The sequence below is a fragment of the Niabella aurantiaca DSM 17617 genome (assembly GCF_000374125.1).
Lineage (GTDB): Bacteria > Bacteroidota > Bacteroidia > Chitinophagales > Chitinophagaceae > Niabella > Niabella aurantiaca.
In genome coordinates this window covers 51,691-73,744 of record NZ_KB893649.1, presented here as the reverse complement: position 1 = coordinate 73,744, position 22,054 = coordinate 51,691, and the positions used below count along the sequence as shown (strand labels likewise).

11 protein-coding genes are annotated in these 22,054 nt (G+C 51.1%); all 11 read left to right on the top strand.

What is annotated here, in order from left to right:
* Positions 1 to 2 precede the first annotated feature (2 nt).
* The 11 genes from B160_RS32175 (at position 3) to B160_RS0127075 (ending at position 22,034) form a co-directional block, all read left to right on the top strand.
* Positions 3 to 3,182 (top strand): sulfatase-like hydrolase/transferase, encoded by a 3,180-nt coding sequence (locus tag B160_RS32175; protein WP_018631122.1) that lies wholly within the window; start codon positions 3 to 5, stop codon positions 3,180 to 3,182.
* Positions 3,183 to 4,089: 907 nt separating this feature from the next.
* Complete coding sequence (locus B160_RS0127120; RefSeq protein WP_169540151.1) at positions 4,090 to 4,662, top strand: RNA polymerase sigma-70 factor; 573 nt, start codon at positions 4,090 to 4,092, stop codon at positions 4,660 to 4,662.
* A 47-nt stretch (positions 4,663 to 4,709) separates the two neighbouring features.
* Positions 4,710 to 5,771, top strand: coding sequence for a FecR domain-containing protein (locus B160_RS30955; protein WP_018631119.1), 1,062 nt, complete (start codon positions 4,710 to 4,712; stop codon positions 5,769 to 5,771).
* Positions 5,772 to 5,958: 187 nt separating this feature from the next.
* The gene (locus B160_RS0127110; protein ID WP_026310061.1) at positions 5,959 to 9,195 is read left to right on the top strand and encodes a SusC/RagA family TonB-linked outer membrane protein; all 3,237 of its coding nucleotides are present in this window, start codon (positions 5,959 to 5,961) and stop codon (positions 9,193 to 9,195) included.
* 21 nt (positions 9,196 to 9,216) lie between these two features.
* The gene (locus B160_RS0127105) at positions 9,217 to 11,097 is read left to right on the top strand and encodes a RagB/SusD family nutrient uptake outer membrane protein (RefSeq protein ID WP_018631116.1); all 1,881 of its coding nucleotides are present in this window, start codon (positions 9,217 to 9,219) and stop codon (positions 11,095 to 11,097) included.
* An 83-nt stretch (positions 11,098 to 11,180) separates the two neighbouring features.
* On the top strand, positions 11,181 to 13,730 hold the full coding sequence (locus tag B160_RS0127100) for a GH92 family glycosyl hydrolase (RefSeq protein ID WP_211218120.1): 2,550 nt from the start codon (positions 11,181 to 11,183) through the stop codon (positions 13,728 to 13,730).
* A gap of 11 nt (positions 13,731 to 13,741) precedes the next feature.
* The gene (locus B160_RS0127095; protein ID WP_018631114.1) at positions 13,742 to 15,319 is read left to right on the top strand and encodes a sulfatase family protein; all 1,578 of its coding nucleotides are present in this window, start codon (positions 13,742 to 13,744) and stop codon (positions 15,317 to 15,319) included.
* Between the two features lie 55 nt (positions 15,320 to 15,374).
* The gene (locus B160_RS0127090; RefSeq protein WP_018631113.1) at positions 15,375 to 16,967 is read left to right on the top strand and encodes a glycoside hydrolase family 28 protein; all 1,593 of its coding nucleotides are present in this window, start codon (positions 15,375 to 15,377) and stop codon (positions 16,965 to 16,967) included.
* Between the two features lie 22 nt (positions 16,968 to 16,989).
* Positions 16,990 to 19,005: an NPCBM/NEW2 domain-containing protein gene (locus B160_RS0127085; protein WP_040680607.1), complete on the top strand. Its 2,016-nt coding sequence runs from the start codon at positions 16,990 to 16,992 to the stop codon at positions 19,003 to 19,005.
* A 68-nt stretch (positions 19,006 to 19,073) separates the two neighbouring features.
* A complete protein-coding gene (locus B160_RS30285; protein ID WP_018631111.1) occupies positions 19,074 to 20,579 on the top strand; it encodes an alkaline phosphatase D family protein in 1,506 nt (501 codons plus the stop codon).
* A gap of 60 nt (positions 20,580 to 20,639) precedes the next feature.
* Positions 20,640 to 22,034, top strand: a complete 1,395-nt coding sequence (locus tag B160_RS0127075; protein WP_018631110.1) for a Gfo/Idh/MocA family oxidoreductase — start codon at positions 20,640 to 20,642, stop codon at positions 22,032 to 22,034.
* The last annotated feature ends 20 nt before the right edge of the window (positions 22,035 to 22,054 follow it).

The window sequence follows — 22,054 nt, the reverse complement described above, 5'->3', positions numbered from 1 at the left end:
ATATGGAAACTCCTGGAACGGTTCCCCAACCGGTTTTAAAAAGTACTGCAGGTAAGGCATCAGCAATGCTTATTTTGCTGCTGTTCATGTTACTGAATAGTTGTTATGGCAGCGGATCGGGCCCCGGGCCTGGCAACAGGCGGCCGAATATTCTTTTTGTGATTGCCGATGATCAGAGTTTCCCCTACGCATCTGTATATGGTTGTCCTGTTGTGCAAACCCCCGCATTTGACCAGGTAGCTAAAACGGGCATATTGTTCAATAATGCATTCGCGGCAGCGCCGCAATGCAGTCCTTCCCGGGCTGCCCTGCTGACCGGTAAGAACATCTGGCAACTGGAAGAAGCCGGCACACACAGCAGTTATTTTCCAAAGAAATTTCAGGTATTTCCCGACCTCCTGGAGGCCTCCGGCTATGCGATCGGTTACACCGGAAAAGGCTGGGGGCCCGGTAACTGGAAAGATGCCGGGTGGAAACGTAACCCGGCAGGTCCGGAGTTTAATAAGAAAAAGCGCATCCCTCCCAATCCATATATCAGCAATATCGATTATTCGGCAAACTTTTTTGACTTCTTTGAGCATAAGAAAAAAGATGAACCGTTCTTTTTCTGGATCGGCACACATGAACCCCACCGTAATTACCTGGAAGGGAGTGGCCGGCGATCCGGAAAAGATCTGAGTCGCATTGATGTACCCGGGTTCCTACCGAAGGATCCCGTTGTGCAAAGTGATATTGCGGATTACCTGACAGAGATTGAGTGGTTCGACAAACAGCTTGGAAAGGTCATCGGTTTTTTAAAAGACCGGGGGGAGCTGGATCATACCCTGATCGTGGTTACCTCAGACAATGGAATGCCCTTTCCCACTGCAAAGGCGAATCTTATGGAATACGGCACACATGTGCCATTGGCCATGAGCTGGCCGGGTAAGATCAGACCGGGATGTATTTCAGATGATCTGGTGAGCTTAATTGATCTGGCCCCCACATTTTTATCCGTTGCCGGTTTGAATAAAGTACCGGGTATTACCGGGAAAGATCTGGCCCCGGTTCTTTTTAACGGCAAAAACAGGGAAGCAGATTTCCGGGAATTTGTAGTGACCGGAAGGGAGCGGCATAGCCATTCCCGGCCGGATAATGAAGGATATCCCTCCAGGGCAATCAGGACCAGCCGGTATTTGTATATAATGAACATCCGGCCGGACCGGTGGCCGGCGGGAGACCCCCCTCCGGGGTCGGATCACAGGAAACCAGAAACGCTGTTGCCGGGCTTCAAGCCCATTGGAATGGGATACAATGATATCGACGATCCTTCCCCCACCAAAGAATTTTTATTGAAAGAGCAGGCAAAATGGCCGCTGTTGTTTGCTGCCGGATTTGAAAAACGGAAAGAAGATCAGCTGTTCGATATTCAAAAGGATCCGGACTGTATACATGATCTCGCTTATGCACCCGGATATGAGGCTTTAAGAACGACATTAAAAGCTACGTTGGTACAGACGCTGTCAAATCAAAAGGATCCGAGAATGACAGGGGATGGTGACATTTTTGAGACATACCCGCGGTTTGGAGCCATGCGCGATTTCCCGGGGTTTAAGGAGCAGGGAAAATATAATACAGGCTATAAAAAAGGAAAAGACGATCCAACGAAAATACTTCCGCAAAAAGGAGTCCGGCAAAAGGATAAAAAAAATGCTGCGAATGAGAAACCGGATTCGCTGCCCGATATTCCTGTTGTCATTATCATGGCAGACCAGCTGCGTTCCGATGCCCTGGGCGCTATGACACCGCATATAAATGCCCTCAGGGAAGAAGGGGTAAGTTTTAACCGGGCCTATACTGCCAGCCCGATTTGTGTTCCGTCCCGCGGTTCATTTTTTACAGGACGCTATCCCAATAACACGGGTTCATTGTTGAATGGCTGGGAAAAAAAGGATGAACATTTCCGGTATGTGAAATCCGGGATATCTAATTTGTATGAAACAATGCAATCCCATTGGGATAGCTGGCATGTCGGGAAGCAACATTTTTACACGGAAGACAGGATTGATGAGGATCCGCATTCGGCAACTACATGGATATTGCCTGCCGATTACAAAGCATGGATGGAGGCAAAAGGGGTAAAACCGCCCGGGGGAAAAACGTTTTCCACCGTTGTGCCGCAACTGGTTTCAGGAAAATATACACAGATACGGCGGTATACAAAGCCCGCCCTGGGTGTTTACAGGGAAGGCGCCGCCTTTTTTCATGATAATTATTACACAGACAGATCGGTGGAGATCATTCGTAAACATAAAAGCGATAAGCCACTTCTGCTGAATCTGATGTTTTATTCCCCGCACCCTCCCTTTAGTATACCAGAGCCGTACTACAGTAAGGTAAAACCAGGGGAATTAAAATTGCCGGACAATGTGGGCGCCTGGTATGATCATCAATCCCCGCTGCAACTGTACAATTTATCGGGGTTTGTGGGTACGCAGTATGACCGGTCGGCCTGGAAGGAGATATGGGCTAAGTATCTGGGTTTGGTGAATCTTTTGGATGATAATGTTGGAAGGGTGATTGCTGCGCTCAAAGAATCGGGGCTTTATGATAAGGCGCTTATTATTTTCACCGCTGATCATGGGGAAATGCTCGGCAGTCATTCCTTGTGGCAAAAATCCTGTATGTATGAAGAATCGGCCCGGGTGCCGCTGATCATAAAATTTCCTTCATCCTTTCGGCCGGAAATCCGGGCGTCGGAAGAACTGGTAAGCCTGATTGACGTGTGGCCGACCTTGATCGACTTTTTAAAAATAAGAACCAGCGGAAAAACAGATGGCATCTCACTGATGCCGCTTTTAAAAAATGAAAAGCTGAGCAGGTCCCAGGTATTTATTCAGTATGATGGGAATGCGGGGTATGGAAACAATCAACGGAGCATCGTGAAAGGCCATTATAAACTGATCATTGATTGTTTTAAAGATGAAATTTATATAGAGCTCTATGATGTGATTAAAGATCCTGAGGAAACAAGGAACCTGGCCTTGACGCCCGAACACTATTCCACGGCAAAAGACATGATCACCCTGTTGAAGAATCATATGCGGCAAACAAACGACCGCCTGACTTTCACGGATGATATTTATGACCTTTTCTTAAAGCGTAATGCATCTGCGGGTCCTGAACAGGCGTCAATTCCTTAAAAGGAGCGGCTGGCCCGAATAAGAGTTCCTTAGGACGATCTGGTTGTAAACACAGGCCCGATAGATTTTCTTTTTGTAAACCACTCAATTATCAGTGCTTTGAGAAGCTGTTTAAAAGCGATTCCGGAACATTCTTGTCGTCAAAAAAGGTACCGGCTTTTTATCGCCTCTGCTTAGGGCCGCCATCTGTAAAAAGGGGTTCAACGATCATTTTGGCAAAAGAGGCATCGCCTCGGAAGATCCGGCAAGAACGGGTTTCAACCCGTTCATACGTCCCAAAGAACAACGGAGAGCCCTGGGCTCGGGGCATGATGATCCGTGCCGATGGCACTTATGAAATTACGGCTTCGTTAAAGAGATTGTATTAAAAGTCACTTTATAGCATGTTGCCATTCTGAACTTGTTTCAGAATCTATTGATAGGCAACTATTATTAGATGCCGAAATAAGTCCGGCATGACAAATGAAAGACTTTTGATACAACCGCTTTAACGGCAACAACGCGCCGGATGGCGCTTGTAAGGAGCATCAAAATGGTGTTTTTAAACAGCTTCTTTTGTTTCTCAGACTTTTTTTACAGAAAATGAAAAGAAAAATAGGGGACAATGAGAAAAATGGGGTCTATATAATAACAACGATGTTTTTCACATAAAAAGAAGGCCGGCTAAGCGCTTAAAAACAGGCCTTTATTGTATGCGGATTCATGAATTTGTTTAAAATGTTTATTTAACGGTTAGATAGGCCTTAAAATTTCCGCGGATCTGTGCAGATTAAAATACAACGCATATGTGCGGATACATTGCCAAAACGAAATATATAGTTAGTGTTCGGATAAAGATATTGCAGAAGGAATATATATATTTGAAAAGGACTGGCAAAGCTGTATGAAAAAAATGACGGACGAACGGATGGCATACTTAGTGGGCAGGGTTGCTGATGCAGGTGACCAGCTGGCATTTAAAGAGTTGTTTACGCTCTTTTTTGAACGGCTGTTGACCTATGCATCGGCCATAACGAAAGATCAGCAGGTATCGCAGGAGCATGTGGAGGATGTATTTGTACGGCTGTGGGTGAACCGCTCCATGCTCCGCTCGGTAAACAATCTGTCCTTTTACCTGTACACCTCCGTTAAAAATGCAAGCATCAATTACCTGAACCGGAATAAACAGGCCCGGTTCTCTTTGAAAGCGGCAATAAATGAGGAGCAGTACCGGACGGAGTATTCGCCGGAAAATATTTTTGTTGAAAAAGAGCTCTTCAAAAGTCTGGACTGTGCCATAGAATCCCTGCCTCCGAAATGCCGGCTGGTATTCCGGCTGGTAAAAGAAGAGCGCATGTCTTACAAGCAGATCGCTGCTTTATTGGATATATCCTTAAAAACGATCGAAAATCACATGAACGTAGCGATCAAAAAGATATTAAAAACAGTAAGCGTGCACACGTATCATCATTGTAAAGAGCCGGAAGCAAAAAAGGGCTGATGGCCCATTGTTGTAAACCGGTGAAACCGAAGGGAAAATTATCTAAAATGTCAGAAGAGCGGATCCTGGAACTGGTGTCGAAAAAAGTGTTAGGGGTTATTACCCCTAAGGAGCAGCTGGAGCTTTCCGCTCTTTTAGGGGAGCACCCGGAAGAGCAGCAGCAGGTCGGGGTCCTTTATGAGTATATGGCCGCCGGCTACCATAATGATGAAGCGGTAAAACAGCGCAAGGCAGAAGAAAGCTGGTCCCGGGTGCTGGAAAAAACAACGGTTGCACAACAGGGTTCCCCGTTTACGGATACCGTGCTGCCCGTTACAAAAAAGAGACGCTGGTATGCCGTTGGAGTGGCCGCTTCGGTGCTGATCGTGGCCGGGGCGCTCATCTGGTTTATGGCCGGCAGACCGGCAGGCACCGGCAAGGCTGCCAACATTGTAGCAACCAATAAGGGCTCCAAGTCCATGGTTGTATTGCCGGACCATTCCAAAGTATGGATCAATTCGGATACCCGGTTAAATTATGACGAATCGTTCGGCAAAGGACTGCGGGAGGTAACGCTGGAGGGAGAAGCGTATTTTGAGGTGGAAAAGAACAAAGACCTTCCGTTTATAGTGCACACCAGCAATATGGATATAAAGGTGCTGGGTACGGCCTTTAACGTGCGCTCCTATGCCAATGAGGCCAATGCCCAAACCACGCTGGTGCGGGGCTCTGTGCAAATAAAATTGCTCAATAAGGAAGCGGGCAAAAAAATAATGTTGCGGCCCAACGAAAAGGCCATTGTACGCAACGCAGCCTATCACGCAGTTGATGCTGCCGACACAGCGGAAGTGACCGTGGTTGCGGTAAACAGGAACGGCGCCGATTCATTGATCTACGAAACCCAATGGGTCAGCAACAGGCTGGCGTTCGAAAACGAACGGCTGGAGCATATGCTGCCCGTTCTGGAACGATGGTATAATATAACCATTATTATGAAAAGAAAAGCGCCGGTTCAAAGAACTTTTAGCGGCGTTTTTGATAACGATAGTATTGACGATGTGCTCAAAACACTAAAACTGACAATGGGGTTTGATTACCGAAAGGATAATTCCCTGGTTTATATATTTTAAAAACAATTCCTGCGTATGAAACGAGTCTGAAAAAAACAAAGCGGAAAATGTTGAGACCATTCTCCGCTCAATGGACAAAACTGCTGAAAGCAATATTTATCACACTTAAATGAACCTGCAATATATGATAAAAAAGGATTGCACGGGCCGTGTCGTTTTCGTTACGGTCGTAAAATATATCATCATAATGAAGCTTGCTGTTTTTATTCTTTTTATTTCAGCTTTTCAGGCAATGGCGCTGGGAGGTGCTTCCCAAAGCCGGATCAACCTGGATATAAAGGATGCCTCGATCATAGAGGTGCTGAAAAAGATCGAATCCCACTATGAGTATCGTTTTGGGTATACCAATGAAATCGGGCTTAACCGGCAGCGTATCAATGTATATGCAAAACGGGCAACCATTGATTATGTAATGGAGCAACTTTTACAGCATACCTCGTTTTCGTACAAAAAGATCAACCGGGGGCTGTATGTGATCATCGGCAGCCAGCAGGTGCTGGATTCGATTGTGCCAGTAAAGGGCCAGGTTACGGATGAAAGGGGAACGCCGCTGGCCGGGGCCAATATTGTTGAAAAGGGCACACTGAACGGGACCACCACCGACGAAGAGGGCAGTTTTTCCCTGGAAATTAAGGATGAGCATGCGGTGTTGCTGGTTACAAGGGTGGGCTATTCCGACCTGGAGCTTCCGGTACAAAAACTGACCGCAGGCCCGATTATATTAACGCAAATCGAAAACCAGCTGGATGAAGTGGTGGTGGTGGGCTACGGCACACAACGAAAGCGGGACCTTACCGGCGCCCTGGCGTCTGTAGAGTCCAAAGATATTAACAGGGCCAACCCCGTGCTGGCAGCCAAGGCCCTGCAGGGGCAGGTGGCCGGGGCTACCGTTACCAAGGCCAGCAACCGGCCGGGTGCTCCTTACAGTATTACGATAAGAGGGGAAAATACCATCAATAACTCCACACAACCCCTGGTGGTTATCGACGGGCTGATGGGAGGAGATCTGAATACGCTGAACCCCAATGATATCCAGTCCATGGAGATCCTTAAGGATGCATCCTCCACCTCCATATATGGTGCCCGGGGCGCCAATGGCGTGGTGATCGTAACCACAAAAAAAGGACTTTCCGGAAAACCCAGGGTCGCGTATGATGCCTATGTGGGCGTAAAGAAGATCGCCCATGTTCCCAAAATGATGGATGTTGCGCAGTTCTATAAACTGGTCTTTACAGACCGCGTGGCGGCCGGGCTTACCGGAGTGGTGTTCACCACTGCGGAAACGGAAAATATCGAAGCCAACAGGACCACGGACTGGGTAGATCTCATTACACAAAATGGATTGCAAACCAGTCATAACCTCAGTGTGCTGGGGGGAAGCGACCGTACTACTTACCGGTTCTCCGGCGGTTATCTGAATGAAGAGGGCAATGTTAAACATACCGGGTATAAACGGTACAGCCTCAATGCGGGTCTGGATAGCAAGGTCGGCGGGCATGTAAAGATCGGCTTTACCTCCTATGTAACCTATGCCGACCAGGAGTGGGGGTCTATGGAATCGCTGCGGGGAGCCTTCCGGGCACGTCCTACCGGTACGGCCTATTACAAAGATTTGAGCAATCCCAGTCAGAACGGGGATCTGGACTACAACGGGCTGGCCATCTGGATGGGCATCAACGACAAACAGGTGCCCAATCCCATTGCGGATATCGACCCGCTGAACTCAAGGCTGAATACGACCACACTTACGGTTTTGGCCAATGGGTATGTGGAAGTAGCGATTGCAAAAGGGCTTTCCTTCCGCAGTTCGCTTTCCAGCTCATACAGCAATGCAAAAACCGGAGACTGGCGGGGCACCTGGTCAAAATCGCAGATCGGCAATAAACCGCGGGCGCAGTTAGATACCCGGGGTATGCTCAATTATACCATTGATAATATCCTTAACTATAACCGCAGCTTCGGGAAGCATTCACTGGCGGTAACCGGTTTGCAAAGTGCGTTCCTTCAAAAAGATGAAACAACCAGCATTGCCGTTAAGGACCTACCCTTCAATTCTTATTGGTATGCCCTCAATACCGGCACGGTTACTGCGCAAAGCAGCAACCTGGTAAAGCGTACCCTGCAGTCCTTTATGGGCAGGATCAATTATACCTATAACGACAAATACTTATTAACGGTTACCGGCCGTTCAGACGGGGCCTCACAACTGGCCGAGGGCAATAAATGGGCGTTCTTTCCTTCGGTAGCGCTGGGCTGGCGGTTAAGCGAGGAGCAATTCATAGAGCAAATGAACCTCTTCTCCAACCTTAAGCTCAGGATCAGTTATGGCGAAGTGGGCAACTCCACCGTGGCACCATACAGCACACAGGCAGGGGTGTTGAATACCGGTTACGATTTTGATGGTACGGCAGCCTATGGCTTTGCCCCGGCCAATCTGGGTAATAAGGGCCTCAAATGGGAGCGGAGCAAAGAGCTGAACCTGGGAGTCGATCTCGGGCTGTTAAAAAACCGCATCACCTCCACGATCGAGATATATAAAAGAAATACCGTGGACCTGATCCTGAATCAGAAAATACCCGCGGTATCCGGGTTCACACAGGTGGTGGCCAATGTGGGTAAAATTGAGAACAAGGGGATCGAGATCACATTGAATACCGTAAACATTGCAAAAACCCATTTTGGATGGAACAGCACGGTGAATTTTACCAGGAATAACAACAAACTGCTGGAGCTTTATGGAGGCGATCAAACGGTAGACAAGGGCAACAAGCTGTTTGTAGGCTATCCCATACGGTCAAACTTTGATTATGAATTTGCCGGTATCTGGCAGCTTGCCGATTCGGTGCTGGCCAAAAGCTACGGGCAGGTGCCGGGTGCAGTGCGGGTAACAGATCAGAACAATGATGGCAAGATCTCATCCTCCAATGATATCGACGACCGCAAGGTGCTGGGCACGCAGTTACCCAACTGGCTGCTGGGTGTTACGAACCGGTTTAATTATAAAAATGTGGACCTGTCTTTTTTCCTGTATTACCGCAACGGGGTGCAATACAGCAATGCTACGCTTTCGGGTACCTTTGGTCAGCTGGCCAGCCGCTACAATTCCCTGGCTTCGCTGGATTACTGGACAAAAGACAACCCCTCCAATACCTATTTTTCGCCCTATGTGGCCAACCCTTACCGGAGCGCGATCAATTACCAGGATGCCAGTTTCCTGAGGGTGTCGGACATTACCCTGGGGTATACATTTTCACGGAGCCGGTTAAACCGGTATAAGATCGCCAATGCGCGGATCTATGCCCAGGTATCCAATCCCTTCATTTTTACAAAGTATACAGGGTTCGATCCCGAGTTTAACTCTGCCATTTACCAGGATGATGTGCCTTCAACCATTTACACACTGGGCGTAAACATCAGTTTCTAACTTAAATTAATTGAAACGAGCATGAAGTCAAGATTCAACTTAATATATAAAGCGGCGGCCGTCCTTTTCATTTTACAGGTGGCGGCCGGATGCAAAAAATCCTTTCTGGATGAAACACCCGTATCCACATTGACCACGGATGTCTATTACAAAACAGAAGCCGGATTTGAGGACCTGGTAAAGTCCTGCTATCCCTTGCTCAGGAACATTTACCAGGCCCGGGCGCTGGCATTGCTGGGTACCGATCTTTTTACACCCAACGGGTACAACGATCCGAAGTTTGCAACCACGCCTGCCAATGCCGGGTCATTGAATCAATACGATGCCGGGCTCAATGGCTCGCTGGAAGAAGTGCGGGTGTTATGGACACTTTTATATGCAGAGCTGGGCCGTGTCAATACCGCGATCAGCCGGGCGGATGCGGTTGCAGGCATGAACGAAACCTTAAAAACGACAAGAGTTTCGGAAGCCCGGTTCCTGAGGGCACTGGTGTTGTTTTACCTGGTACAACAATGGGGCGATGTGCCCATGCCGCTGACGGAAACCCAAAGCGCCAGCAAGGAAGCGAAAAGGATAGCCGCTGCCGATGTTTACAAGCAGATCATTGCCGATCTGCTGGAGGCCGAAGCCAAACTTCCGGCTGTGGCATCCAACTACGGGCGCATTACAAAAGGGGCCGCTCAGTTCCTGTTGTCAAAAGTATATCTGACACGCGGGTGGAACTTTAATAATACACTGGGTGGATCCGATGCCGATTTTACCGCCGCATTACAGTATGCGGATAAAGTGATCGATACCTACCCGCTGGCGGCCAGTTACAGCGACCTGTTTCCCAAACGCTCAGAAAACCCCTTGCAGCAATATACCGGTGCGCAGAATGATAAGAATGCAGAAATCATTTTTTCCATACAGTACAATGCTGATGTATTAACCAACAAGACCGATCCGGCATTTACCCAGGATGTGGCAGGCGGTAATAACCTGCATTCTGTCTTTGGAGGAGCATCAGGACCCGAAAATTTTCCGGGTTCAAAAGGCCGCACCGGTGATTATAACCGCTACCAGTCCGTTTATCCGCTGGGGCCGGCTATTTACAGGCTCTATGATCCGCAAAATGACAGCCGTTATGATCATAATTTCCTGGAAGTGGGTTATGCATTAACAGCTGTAGCCGGATTTAAACCGCTTCCCCAGGTAAACCCCAATCTTAAGATCGATATTAAGGCGGGGGATACGGTAGTCTATTACCGGCCCTGGAACCAGCCGGCCACCACAGCAGATGAACGGGGCATTGATGTGGGCGGCACCCGTAAATATTCCGTTATTAATGGTGACGAATGGGGCGGCGGGTATAATATGGTCAATGGTGTGGCTGCCAGCGGTTTTCCTTCCGGGGAGCCCGTCATGTGGAAGTTCTGGCAGCCGAATATCCCCTATGGCGATGCATACGGTACATTTAATGAATGCGTGTTCCGCGCTGCCGAAGCGTACCTGATTGCCGCTGAAGCCATAGTGAAAGGAGCCAAGGGCGGCAAATTGGGCACGGCCGATGTGTATTATAATAAAGTATTGGACCGTGCACTCGCAGGCCGGGCCGGTACCAATCCTGAGCGTGCAAAATTTCCGGAGAACATCAAATCGCTGGAGTCGGTTCCTTACCGGGCTACCGCAGCCAATATAACGGTGGATCTGATCCTGGATGAGCGGGCCCGCGAGCTGTTGGGCGAGTATGACCGTTGGTTCGATCTGAAAAGAACCGGCAAGCTCATCGAACGGGTCTTAAAATACAACCCCTGGGCCGCAAAAAGCAATACGATCAAAGAGTTTCACTATTTAAGGCCCATTCCTCAAAGTGAGATCGATCTGTCCAGCCCGTCCATGGAGCAGAACGCCGGTTATTGATCCGGCAGAAAAGGGCCCCGCCATTGCCATTAGGGGTGCGGTTGTCCTTTTCTGTTCGTTAAAATGTACAACGCTTTTTCTCATTGAAGTTGTTTAAACAACTTCATTATAAAAACATACGTGCCGGAACTACCGGTCGCAATCTTACGGGGTTCAGCATTGCCATTGCAGGATCATTTTTAAAAAAGCAGGCGGGTGCCGGTTTCTTTAATGGTTGCACTATTCAAACACATCGCAACATGTATTTTAAAAGCGCATTTTTATTTCTGGTTTCTTTATGGATCAATAAGGGCGTTTTAGCGCAGCCTGCCGGCAAACAGGCGCAGCTTCCCGCAGACCTGGTGGCGCCGATGGTGGATGCAGCCAACTCCCGGTTCTTTTATTTTAATGCGGCTACAAGACCCTTTGGTATGGTAAACCTGAGTCCGGATATGGAGCTGGACGGCACCTGGAACTCAGGCTACCGTTACAACGAAGATACCATCAGGGCGTTTAGTCATATCCACTGCTGGGAAATGTCCGGTATACCGGTGTTGCCGGTTACGGGTGCTTTTAAAGGGCATTTAGGTCCTGCTGCCTATGGCTCTTTTTACAGTCATAAGGATGAGGTAGCCAAACCTGGTTATCATAAAGTGGTATTAAAGGATTACGGCATCACGGCAGAACTCACCACTACCACAAGGGTAGGTTTTCACCGGTACCGGTTCCCCGCAGCCTCGCCGGCCCATATATTGTTTGATTTTACCACCGTGCTCGGATCCGCCGGCACCCAAACGGCCCGGGTTACACAAACCAGCCGGCATTCCATGGAGGGAGCGGTAACCATGGCGGCAACGGTACGCCGGCCCAAACCCATTACTGTTTTTTTTGTAGTGGATTTTGATAAGGATTTTGAAACCTTTGGCGGCTGGCAAAATGGTAAGATACTGCCGCCGCAGCAAACAGTAGCAGGCGCGCATACCGGTGTCTTTGTAAGCTTCAAGACCAGGGCGGGCGAGGTACGCAAAATGAAAGTGGCCATTTCCTATGTGAGTACGGATGAGGCCCGGCGGAATCTGCAGGCAGAACTGCCCCACTGGGATTTTGACCGGGTGGTAAAAGAGTCGGCCAGTGAATGGAATGCGTGGCTGGGGCGTATTGAGGTAGAGGGGGGCAGCTTAACAGACCGGCGCCGGTTTTACACGGATCTTTTTCATGCCCTGCAGGGGCGCCGGATCGTAAGCGATGTAAGCGGTACCTATATTGATAATACCGGCCCTCAGCCGGTTGCCCGGCAAATACCGCTGGACGCCGGCGGAGAGCCGCTGTTCCGGGAGTACAATTCTGATTCGTTCTGGGGGGCACAATGGTCCCTCAACACCCTCTGGCACCTGGTATACCCGGAGGTGACCGAATCGTTCATCAATGCCTTCCTGGAGATGTATAAGAACGGGGGATTGATTCCCCGCGGCCCTTCGGGCGGTAATTACACCTATGTAATGACGGGAGCCGCGGTTACCCCTTTTATTGTAAGCGCTTATATGAAAGGCATTCGGGGGTTCGATGTTCAAAAGGCCTATGAGGGCATGCGCAAGGATCATTTCCCCGGGGGTATGATGAGCAAGGCGGGGTATGAGCATACTACATTTAAAGGCGGTGGCATTGAGGAATACATCCGGCTGGGTTATGTGCCCTATCCGCTTTCTGCCATCAAATATGGGTATCACCAGGATGGTACGGCCCAAACCCTCGAGTATGCATACCAGGACTATGCGCTGTCGCAGATGGCAAAGGCGCTGGGTAAGCAGGAGGACTACCGGCTGTTCAGCAAAAGGGCGCTGAATTATAAGAACGTATTTAATAAAGACATCGGGTGGATGTGGACAAAGGATCATGCGGGCAACTGGAACCAGCCGGTAGATGTGCTGCAATATGAGCATGGGTTTGTGGAGGGCAACGCGGCACAGTATACCTGGTTTGTACCCCAGGATGTAAAAGGGCTTATTGAACTGATCGGCGGGCGGGATGCCTTCACCGGCAAATTGAACCGGTCCTTTACCGAGGCCCGTAAGCATGGCTTTGTATCCGGAAAATCGGAAAATCCGAAAGACCAGGAGCTCAACCGGAGGGTGTATATCAATTACGGCAATCAGCCCTGTATGCAAACCCCCTTCCTGTTCAACTATGCCGGTAAACCCTGGCTTACCCAATACTGGACGCGGCTGCTCATCGATTCCGTTTACAGTGGTATTTCGCCGCAAAAGGGATATAGCGGCGATGAGGACCAGGGCCTTATGGGTGCCCTGGCGGTGCTGATGAAAACCGGGCTGTTTGCCACTAATGGCGGCACTTCAGAAAAACCGTTTTATGAAATTACCAGCCCGTTGTTCCGAAAGATCACCATTCATTTAAACCCGCACTATTATAAGGGTAAAACCTTTGTGATACGGGCAATAAACAACAATGATCAAAACCGGTATATCCGGTCGGCGACGCTGAACGGCAAGGCATTGAACCAGCCCTGGTTTTACCACGAGACCCTGGTAAACGGCGGTGAGCTGACCCTGCAAATGGGCGCGCAGCCCAATAAGCAATGGGGCAGCAGACCGGGGCAGGCCCCGCCCTCCCTCTCCTCCCAGACCGTCGAAGAATAAATTTTTAAACAATGATGTTCCGTCCAAAAAAAGAACCGTTCCTGTTGCGTCTGAGGTCTTGCTGCTTGCTGGCCGTTTATTTGCTGGCAACCGGTAATGCGGCCTTAAGGGCACAATCGCAACCGCCCTTACCCAATATCGTATACATTTTAGCAGATGACCTGGGCTATGGGGATATTCAATGTTACAACGCACAGGCGCAGGTTCGTACGCCCCATATAGACGGACTGGCCGCACAGGGCATGCGTTTTTCGGATGCACACACCACTTCATCGGTATGTACGCCCTCCCGTTACTCCATCCTTACCGGCCGGTATCCCTGGCGCAGCCGGCTTCCGGTTGGCGTGCTGCGGGGATATAGCAGAACATTGATCGAGGCTGGATTGCCCACCGTAGCCATGCTGCTGAAAACAAAAGCCTATCATACCGGGGTGGTGGGTAAATGGCACCTGGGGCTGGACTGGGTGCTCAAAGAGGCGTTCGGGGATTCGGTGAGCCCCGCCTTTAACAGGGATCAGCTTTATGGCATCACCAGTGAAATGAACCCGGATCAGATCGATTTTACAAAAGCACCGGTTCGCGGTCCGCGCACCCAGGGTTTTGATTATTCGTTTATACTGCCCGCATCGCTGGATATGCCGCCCTATTGCTACCTGGAAAATGATCGTTTAACAGAAGGCCTGACGGCCTATACGCCGGGCAACAAACCGGATACGGGTTATACCGGTGCCTTCTGGAGGGCAGGCCTGCAAAGCCCTTCTTTTGATTTTTATAAGGTGTTACCCATATTTACCGGTAAAGCGGTGCATTTCATCCGGGAGCGATCGCGCTCCGGCCAACCTTTCTTTTTGTATTTCCCCATGCCGGCCCCGCATACTCCCTGGATGCCGGAGAGGGCGCACCGGGGCAGGTCGGGAGCCGGCGACTATGGCGATTATATACAGGAAGTAGATGCGATGGTGGGCCGCATACTGGCCGTGCTGGACAGTACCGGCCTGGCACAAAATACATTGGTGGTCTTTACCAGTGATAACGGCCCTTACTGGCGCGGGAATTTTGTAAAAAAATACAATCACCGGGCGGCCGGCCCTTACCGGGGTATGAAGGGCGATGCTTTTGAAGGCGGGCACCGGGTGCCCTTTATAGTGCGTTACCCGGCGCGTGTAAGACCGGGCACGGTTAGTAAGGCCACCATCACCCTGGCCAGCCTGATGGCAACCTGTGCAGATCTTACCGGCGCGCATGATCCGGCATTTGAAACGGAAGACAGTTACTCCATTGCACCCGTGCTGCTCGGACAATCGGATACGGTGGCCGTGCAACCGGCAATCGTTAATATTTCTTCCAAAGGTTTTTACGATATCCGCAAGGGGCCCTGGAAGCTCATTGCGGGCCTGGGCTCCGGCGGCTTTTCTATTCCGTCCATTATAAAAGAAACCGCCGGTCTGCCGGCCGGCCAGCTCTACAACCTGGAAACGGATATCGGCGAAATACAAAATGTATATGAGCGCTATCCTCAAAAAGTAAAGGAACTATCCGCCTTGCTGGAACAGATCAAAGCAGCGCCGACGGGAAAGCGTTTCCGGTAAGGATACAAATAAAAGAAGCGCTGTACCTGAACAGGGACAAAGCAAAAACGCAAACATGAAAAGAAAATTATTATTGTTGGCAGCACTGGCAGGGGTACTTTCCTTAAAAGGCCAGGTAACCGGGGAGCCGATCACCGCCTATGGGGCAATTGCCGACGGGCAAACCAACAACGCAGCAGCCATTCAGCAACTGATCGATAAGGTATCGGCCGGCGGTGGTGGCAGGGTAAGGGTGCCTCCGGGAAATTTCATGTCGGGGCCCCTGTATCTCAAATCCGGTGTGGAGCTGCACCTGGAGCCGGGTGCGCGGTTGCTGGCCTCTACCCGTCATGCCGATTATGGAGACCGGCCCGGCCGGGCAGCCGCTTTTATAGCTGCCAGGGATCAAACCGGTATTTCCATTACCGGCAACGGTGTTATCGACGGGCAGGGGCAGGAGCTGATGCTGGACCTGTTTAAACGGCTGCGGAGCGGGGAGGTGAAACAGGATTCTGTCTGGCGGTATAAACGCCCGGAGGGAAGACCGCTGCTGCTCACATTTACGGGCTGCAGCAAGGTAAAGGTAACCGGTGTTACCCTTAAGAATTCGGCAGACTGGGTACAGGATTACCGGGAATGCAACGGCGTAACGATCGATGGCATTACCGTGCAAAGCACTGCATACTGGAACAATGACGGTATTGATATTACCGACTCAAAGAACGTAACCATTACAAACTGCTTTATTAATGCATCGGATGATGCGCTTTGTTTTAAATCGGAAAATCCGGGAAGCTCCTGTGAGAACATTGTTGTGGAAAATTGTACCCTCAGGTCCAGCGCCAGCGGCTTAAAATTCGGCACCCGCAGCGATGGCGGGTTTAAGAACATTAAGGTCCGCAATCTTACGATCTTTGATACCTACCGCTCTGCCATTGCACTGGAGTCGGTAGATGGCGGGCGTCTGGAGCAGATCGACATCCGGGATGTATATGCAAAAAATACCGGCAATGCCATTTTTATCCGCCGCGGGCACCGCAATCAGCAGGGAGCTGTAGGTACGCTAAAGGGGATTTATATTGCCAATGTAAAAGTGGAGACGCCCTTGTTAAAACCGGACCAGGGGTATCCTGTTGAGGGGCCGCCGGATCACCTGCGCCCGGGTTTTGACCGGATGCCGGCACGCCCTTCCAGCTTTCATATTTATGGTCATCCGTTCCTACCCTATAACCTGGTTCCTTCATCCATCGTAGGCTTGCCGGGCTACCCGGTAGAGGATGTGACGCTCGAGAATATTGAGATCAGTTATGGCGGCCGGGCCCGAAAAGAAATTGCACACATCCCGCTGGATAAGATCACCACGGTTCCGGAAAACCCGGCCAATTACCCGGAGTTTTCCATGTTTGGAGAGCTGCCCAGCTGGGGCTTTTACATACGGCATGCCACCGGTATAAAAATGATCAATGTAACGCTGCGGTATGTGGAGGATGATTTTCGGCCGGCCATGGTCGTGGATGATGTAAAAGGCATCAGCCTGGTAAATGTAAAGATCCCAACCGTAAAAGAACTGCCGGTGATACAGTTAAACAACACAACCGGGTATACCGCGCAGGGACTTGAGCTGCCGGTAACCGGCAACAAAACGATTTTAACAACCAACTACCGGTAACATGCAGGGGGTAAAAACAGGAATGAACAGGATATGCAGGGGCATCACCGTTTTATCCGTTTGTCTGTTGATTAACGGCAACCTCTTGCTGGCACAGGGTACCCGCAGGGTATGGATGGATGAGCTGGATATCCGCCGTTTTTCTGAAGGCATCCCCGCCATACTGGCAAAGGCTTCGGGATCCGGTACGCCCATGCGTATACAGGGCACTGCTTATGGCCGCGGGGTAGGGGTCGCTTCCACCAGCGTGTTAACATTTTTGCTGAACGGGAATGCCACGGCTTTTTCGGCCCTGGTGGGGGTTGATGACAGCGGCCGGGAGGATGTGCCCTTCGGGTTTTATGTGATCGGCGACCGTAAGGTCCTTTTTGAGAGCAGCGAAATGCGGCGGGGAGATATGCCTGAAAAGGTAGCAGTGAACCTGACCGGTGTGCAACGCCTGGGACTGCTGGTAACGGTTGAGCCGGGTATTATCCGGGCCTATTCCAATTGGGCCGACGCCGCATTTACGATGAAGGGTACCCATGTTCCCCAAACGATCCCTAATACCGGTAAAAAAATAATACTAACGCCACCGCCCGGTAAAAAACCGCGGATCAATTCCCCCGCGGTATTTGGCGCCACACCGGGCAACCCGTTCTTATATACCGTTGCGGCAACCGGCGTACGGCCGGTGGTATTTGCTGCCCGTCATCTGCCCGCGGGGCTAAGCATCGATCAGCACACGGGCATCATATCCGGCCGCGTAGCCGCAAGGGGCCATTATGCGGTAACACTGAGCGCCACAAATGCATACGGGCAGGCCACCAAACAGCTCGTCATAAAAATAGGAGATACCATTGCGTTAACACCACCCATTGGCTGGAACGGCTGGAACTCCTGGGCCCGGGACATAGACCAGGATAAGGTACTGGCTTCAGCTGCGGCCCTGGTAAAAACCGGACTGGCACAACACGGCTGGAGCTATATCAATATCGATGATGCCTGGCAGGGGCAGCGGGGTGGCGTGGCGCACGCCCTGCAGCCCAATGAAAAATTTCCGGCCTTTAAAAAAATGGCAGACTCCATTCATGCAATGGGGTTAAAACTGGGGGTGTACTCCACACCCTGGATCACCAGCTACGCCGGTTTTGCAGGCGGTTCTTCCGATCTTGAAAATGGTTTTTTCCCGGATTCCGTACGCGATAATAAACGGGCATTCCGCTACATTGGTAAATACCGTTTTGAAAAAGAAGACGCCCGGCAAATGGCGCAATGGGGGGTAGATTATTTGAAATACGACTGGCGTATCGATGTGGCGTCTGCCGCACGGATGCACCAGGCGTTAAGAAATTGCGGCCGCGATATTTTTTACAGCATTTCCAATTCTGCTCCCTTCAGTGAGGTTGCAAACTGGACGCGGCTCACCAACAGCTGGCGAACCGGGCCGGATATCCGGGACAGCTGGCTCAGCCTGTATATAAGTGCCTTCACCCTCAGCAAATGGATGCCCTATAGCGGGCCTGGTCACTGGAACGATCCGGATATGATGGTATTGGGGCAGGTTACCATGGGCAGTCCCCTGCATGCAACCCGGCTTACAGCGGATGAGCAGTACAGCCATGTAAGCATCTTTAGCCTGCTGGCGGCGCCCCTGCTGATCGGTTGCCCCGTTGATCAGCTGGATGCTTTTACATTGAGCCTGTTAACCAATGATGAGGTCATTGCCATTAACCAGGATCCTGCTGGTATAGCCGCCCGGCTGGTGCTGGAACAAAACGGGGTACAGGTATGGCTGAAGCCGTTGCAGAACGGCGCCTTTGCCATCGGTTTATTCAATACGGATGATTATGCAAAAACCCCGCAATCCTATTTCCGCTGGGGCGATGAAAAGGCGGTGTTCTGTACGCTCCATCTGGAAAAGATCGGGCTAAAAGGCCGGTACAGGGTGCGGGATGCATGGCGGCAAAAGGATATGGGCATATCCACAGGCCTTGTAAAAGCCCGTATCCGGCATCATGGCGTGGCCCTGCTTTGCCTTAGCCCGGTAACGGAATAAGGACTGGTCCTGTTCCCGGTCAGTTCAGGAACGGGGAAAAGATTGGTGAACGGTTTAACAAAAATGATATGAAGTCGGACAGAAGAAAATTTATCAAAGACCTGTCTGCAGGTTCTGCAGCAATGGTCATCGGTATTGGCCACAAAGAGTTGCTGCCGCCGGTTGTGCCCGCAGGCCCGTTTATGGCAACGGGTATCAAGATAGGGGAGGTAAGTGCCGCGGAGGCCATCATCTGGACCCGGTTAACCAGGCGGCCGGAGCGGGTGCCGGATGATGCCCCACGGCCGGTGATCCTGTATAAGGATGATCATACCGGTAAATTTAAGCCCAAAGAAAAGGGTGAAAGCCGGCCCGACAGGGAACCAAAAGTACTTTATCCCGCCGGCGCCAATGTGCATACCATAGCCGGCGCCACACCCCCTGTTGCCGGCCAGGTACGCGTGTTGTGGAGGGAGCAGGGCGGCAGCAGCTGGCAGGCCGCCCCCTGGGAGAACGTTACAACCGGTAATGATGCCACCCGTCAGTTTACATTAAAAGGGCTGCGCCCCGGCACCCGCTACGAGGTGAAGGCAGAAAGCCGCTTTAAGAGCAGCGCACGGGTTGCGGCAACCGTACAGGGCAGTTTTAGAACAGCGCCGGCAGCGCAGAAGCCGCAGAACATAAAATTTGTAGTGGTCACCTGCCAGGAGTATCATCACCGGGATGATGGCAGCAATGGGTTCAGGATCTACGGATCCATGCTAAAGAGCCGCCCGGATTTTTTTGTGCATACCGGTGATGTGGTGTATTACGATCAGGAGGCAAAGGATATAGACCTGGCCCGCTGGCACTGGCAGCGTCTTTACAGCTTTCCCGCACTGGTGGCTTTTCACCGGCAGGTAGGCAGTTATTTTATGAAAGATGATCATGATACCTGGATGAATGATTGCTACCCCGGCATGCAGACCCGCTTTATGGGCCGGTTTACGTTTGAGCAGGGGCAGCAGGTGTTCCGGGAGCAGGTGCCCATGGCCCCCAGGCCCTACCGTACCTATCGCTGGGGTAAGAGTTTGCAGATCTGGCTGGTGGAGGTGCGGGACTTCAGAAGCCCCAACCGGATGCCGGACGGGCCGGATAAAACGATCTGGGGGGCGGAGCAGATCGATTGGTTTAAAAGATCGGTACAGGCCTCGGATGCCCCCGTTAAAATCCTCATTAGCCCCACACCGGTGGTGGGGCCGGACCGGCCGCAAAAAGTAGACAATCATGCCAACAGGGTATTTGAGCACGAAGGAGAGATGCTGCGCCGGTTTATAGCGCAGCAGGGTATGTATGTAATAAACGGCGACCGGCACTGGCAGTATGCATCCAAAGATGATGAAACGGGACTTTTGGAATTTGGCTGCGGACCGGTAAGCACAGAACATGCAGGAGGATGGAACCCGGCGGATCGTAAGCCGGAGCATCTGTACGTAAATGTGATCGGCGGCTACCTGGAAGTGAATGTTGAACATGTTCAGGACCAGCCCCGGGTCCGGTTTACGCACAGGGGCGTCACCGGCAATACCCTCTTTGAATATACACCACAGGGTTAAACGCAAACAATAACGATCTATAAATACAGCACGGCTGTTTCAATCTTAAACAAGTATACGATGAAAAGAAAAGCATTTATTAAAACCGGCTCCGCCGCACTTGCGGCCATGGTGCTGCCGGCTTACGTACTGGGTAGGCCCTTTGGCTATACAGCACCCAGCGATAAAATAAACCTGGCCTGTTGCGGTATTGGCAACCGTGGTGCAGATGTGGCCAGGTCCCTGCATAAAACCGGCCTGGCCAATGTAGTGGCTATATGCGATGTGGATATGGGTGCCCCGCATACGCAGGAGATCATGCAGCTGTTTCCCACCGCAAAGCGGTTCAAGGATTTCCGGGAGCTGTTTGATAAAATGGGGAAAGAGTTTGATGCGGTATCCGTTGGGGTTCCGGACTTTTCGCATTTTCCCATTGCCATGCTGGCCATGAACCAGGGCAAGCATGTGTATGTAGAAAAACCGATGGCGCATACCTTCCGGGAAGTGGAGCTGATGATGCAGGCCGAAAAAAAATATAAGGTCAGCTGCCAGATGGGCAACCAGGGCCACTCGGAGGAGGGGTATTTTCAGTTTAAAGCGTGGACGGAGGCCGGCATTATAAAAGATGTAACGGCCATCACCGCTTTTATGAACAATCATCGCCGCTGGCATGGCCTCTCTGTTTCCGGCTACCTGCCGGCACAACCGGTACCCGAAACCCTCGACTGGGATTGCTGGCTGGGAACGGCTGCTTTTAAGGAATACAACAGGGGCTATGTAAATGGCGACTGGCGCTCCTGGTATGAATTTGGCAACGGTGCCCTTGGCGATTGGGGTGCGCATATTATCGACAATGCGCACCAGTTCCTGGAGCTGGGCCTGCCCACCGAGGTAAACCCGGTTAAAATGGAAGGGCACAGCCTCTTCCTGTTTCCCCAGGCATCTACCCTGGTATTTAAGTTTGCCCCGCGCAGGAACATGCCGGCCTGTGAGCTTACCTGGTATGATGGGTACGATAACCGGCCGGAGCTGCCCGCCGGCTTTGGCGATTATGTGCGGGCAAAAAATATACCGCCGCCAACCGCCGGTGCTGTCGAAACCAAGCGCTATCCCGGCAAGATCATTTACGCAAAGGAGCTCACGTTTAAAGGCGGATCGCATGCCGCCCCGCTTGAGATCTTTCCGGCGGCAAAAGCTGCGGAAATGGCCCCGCGGCTTCCGGTAGTGCCGCAAAGCCCCTCCAATCATTTTGCCAATTTTTTAAAGGCCTGCAAGGGGGAGGAAACCTGCCGTTCTTCCTTTGAGGTGGCGGGTCCTTTATGCCAGGTTATGGCCCTGGGCGTGCTGGCCCAGCGCCTGAATACAAAACTGGTCTTTGATCCCAGGCAAAAGAAAATAACCAATAGCAGGGCCGGCAATGAGCTGCTGGCAGGCCCCCCGCCCCGCAAAGGCTGGGAGCAGTTCTATAAAATGTAGGGCCTGCGCCATGGATAACG

What these genes read in the sequence shown, in the direction of transcription:
- B160_RS32175 (WP_018631122.1), top strand. Translation starts at nt 3, where the DNA reads ATGGAAACTCCTGGAACGGTTCCCCAACCGGTTTTAAAAAGTACTGCA.
- B160_RS0127120 (WP_169540151.1), top strand. Translation starts at nt 4,090, where the DNA reads ATGGCATACTTAGTGGGCAGGGTTGCTGATGCAGGTGACCAGCTGGCA.
- B160_RS30955 (WP_018631119.1), top strand. Translation starts at nt 4,710, where the DNA reads ATGTCAGAAGAGCGGATCCTGGAACTGGTGTCGAAAAAAGTGTTAGGG.
- B160_RS0127110 (WP_026310061.1), top strand. Translation starts at nt 5,959, where the DNA reads ATGAAGCTTGCTGTTTTTATTCTTTTTATTTCAGCTTTTCAGGCAATG.
- B160_RS0127105 (WP_018631116.1), top strand. Translation starts at nt 9,217, where the DNA reads ATGAAGTCAAGATTCAACTTAATATATAAAGCGGCGGCCGTCCTTTTC.
- B160_RS0127095 (WP_018631114.1), top strand. Translation starts at nt 13,742, where the DNA reads ATGATGTTCCGTCCAAAAAAAGAACCGTTCCTGTTGCGTCTGAGGTCT.
- B160_RS0127090 (WP_018631113.1), top strand. Translation starts at nt 15,375, where the DNA reads ATGAAAAGAAAATTATTATTGTTGGCAGCACTGGCAGGGGTACTTTCC.
- B160_RS0127085 (WP_040680607.1), top strand. Translation starts at nt 16,990, where the DNA reads ATGAACAGGATATGCAGGGGCATCACCGTTTTATCCGTTTGTCTGTTG.
- B160_RS30285 (WP_018631111.1), top strand. Translation starts at nt 19,074, where the DNA reads ATGAAGTCGGACAGAAGAAAATTTATCAAAGACCTGTCTGCAGGTTCT.
- B160_RS0127075 (WP_018631110.1), top strand. Translation starts at nt 20,640, where the DNA reads ATGAAAAGAAAAGCATTTATTAAAACCGGCTCCGCCGCACTTGCGGCC.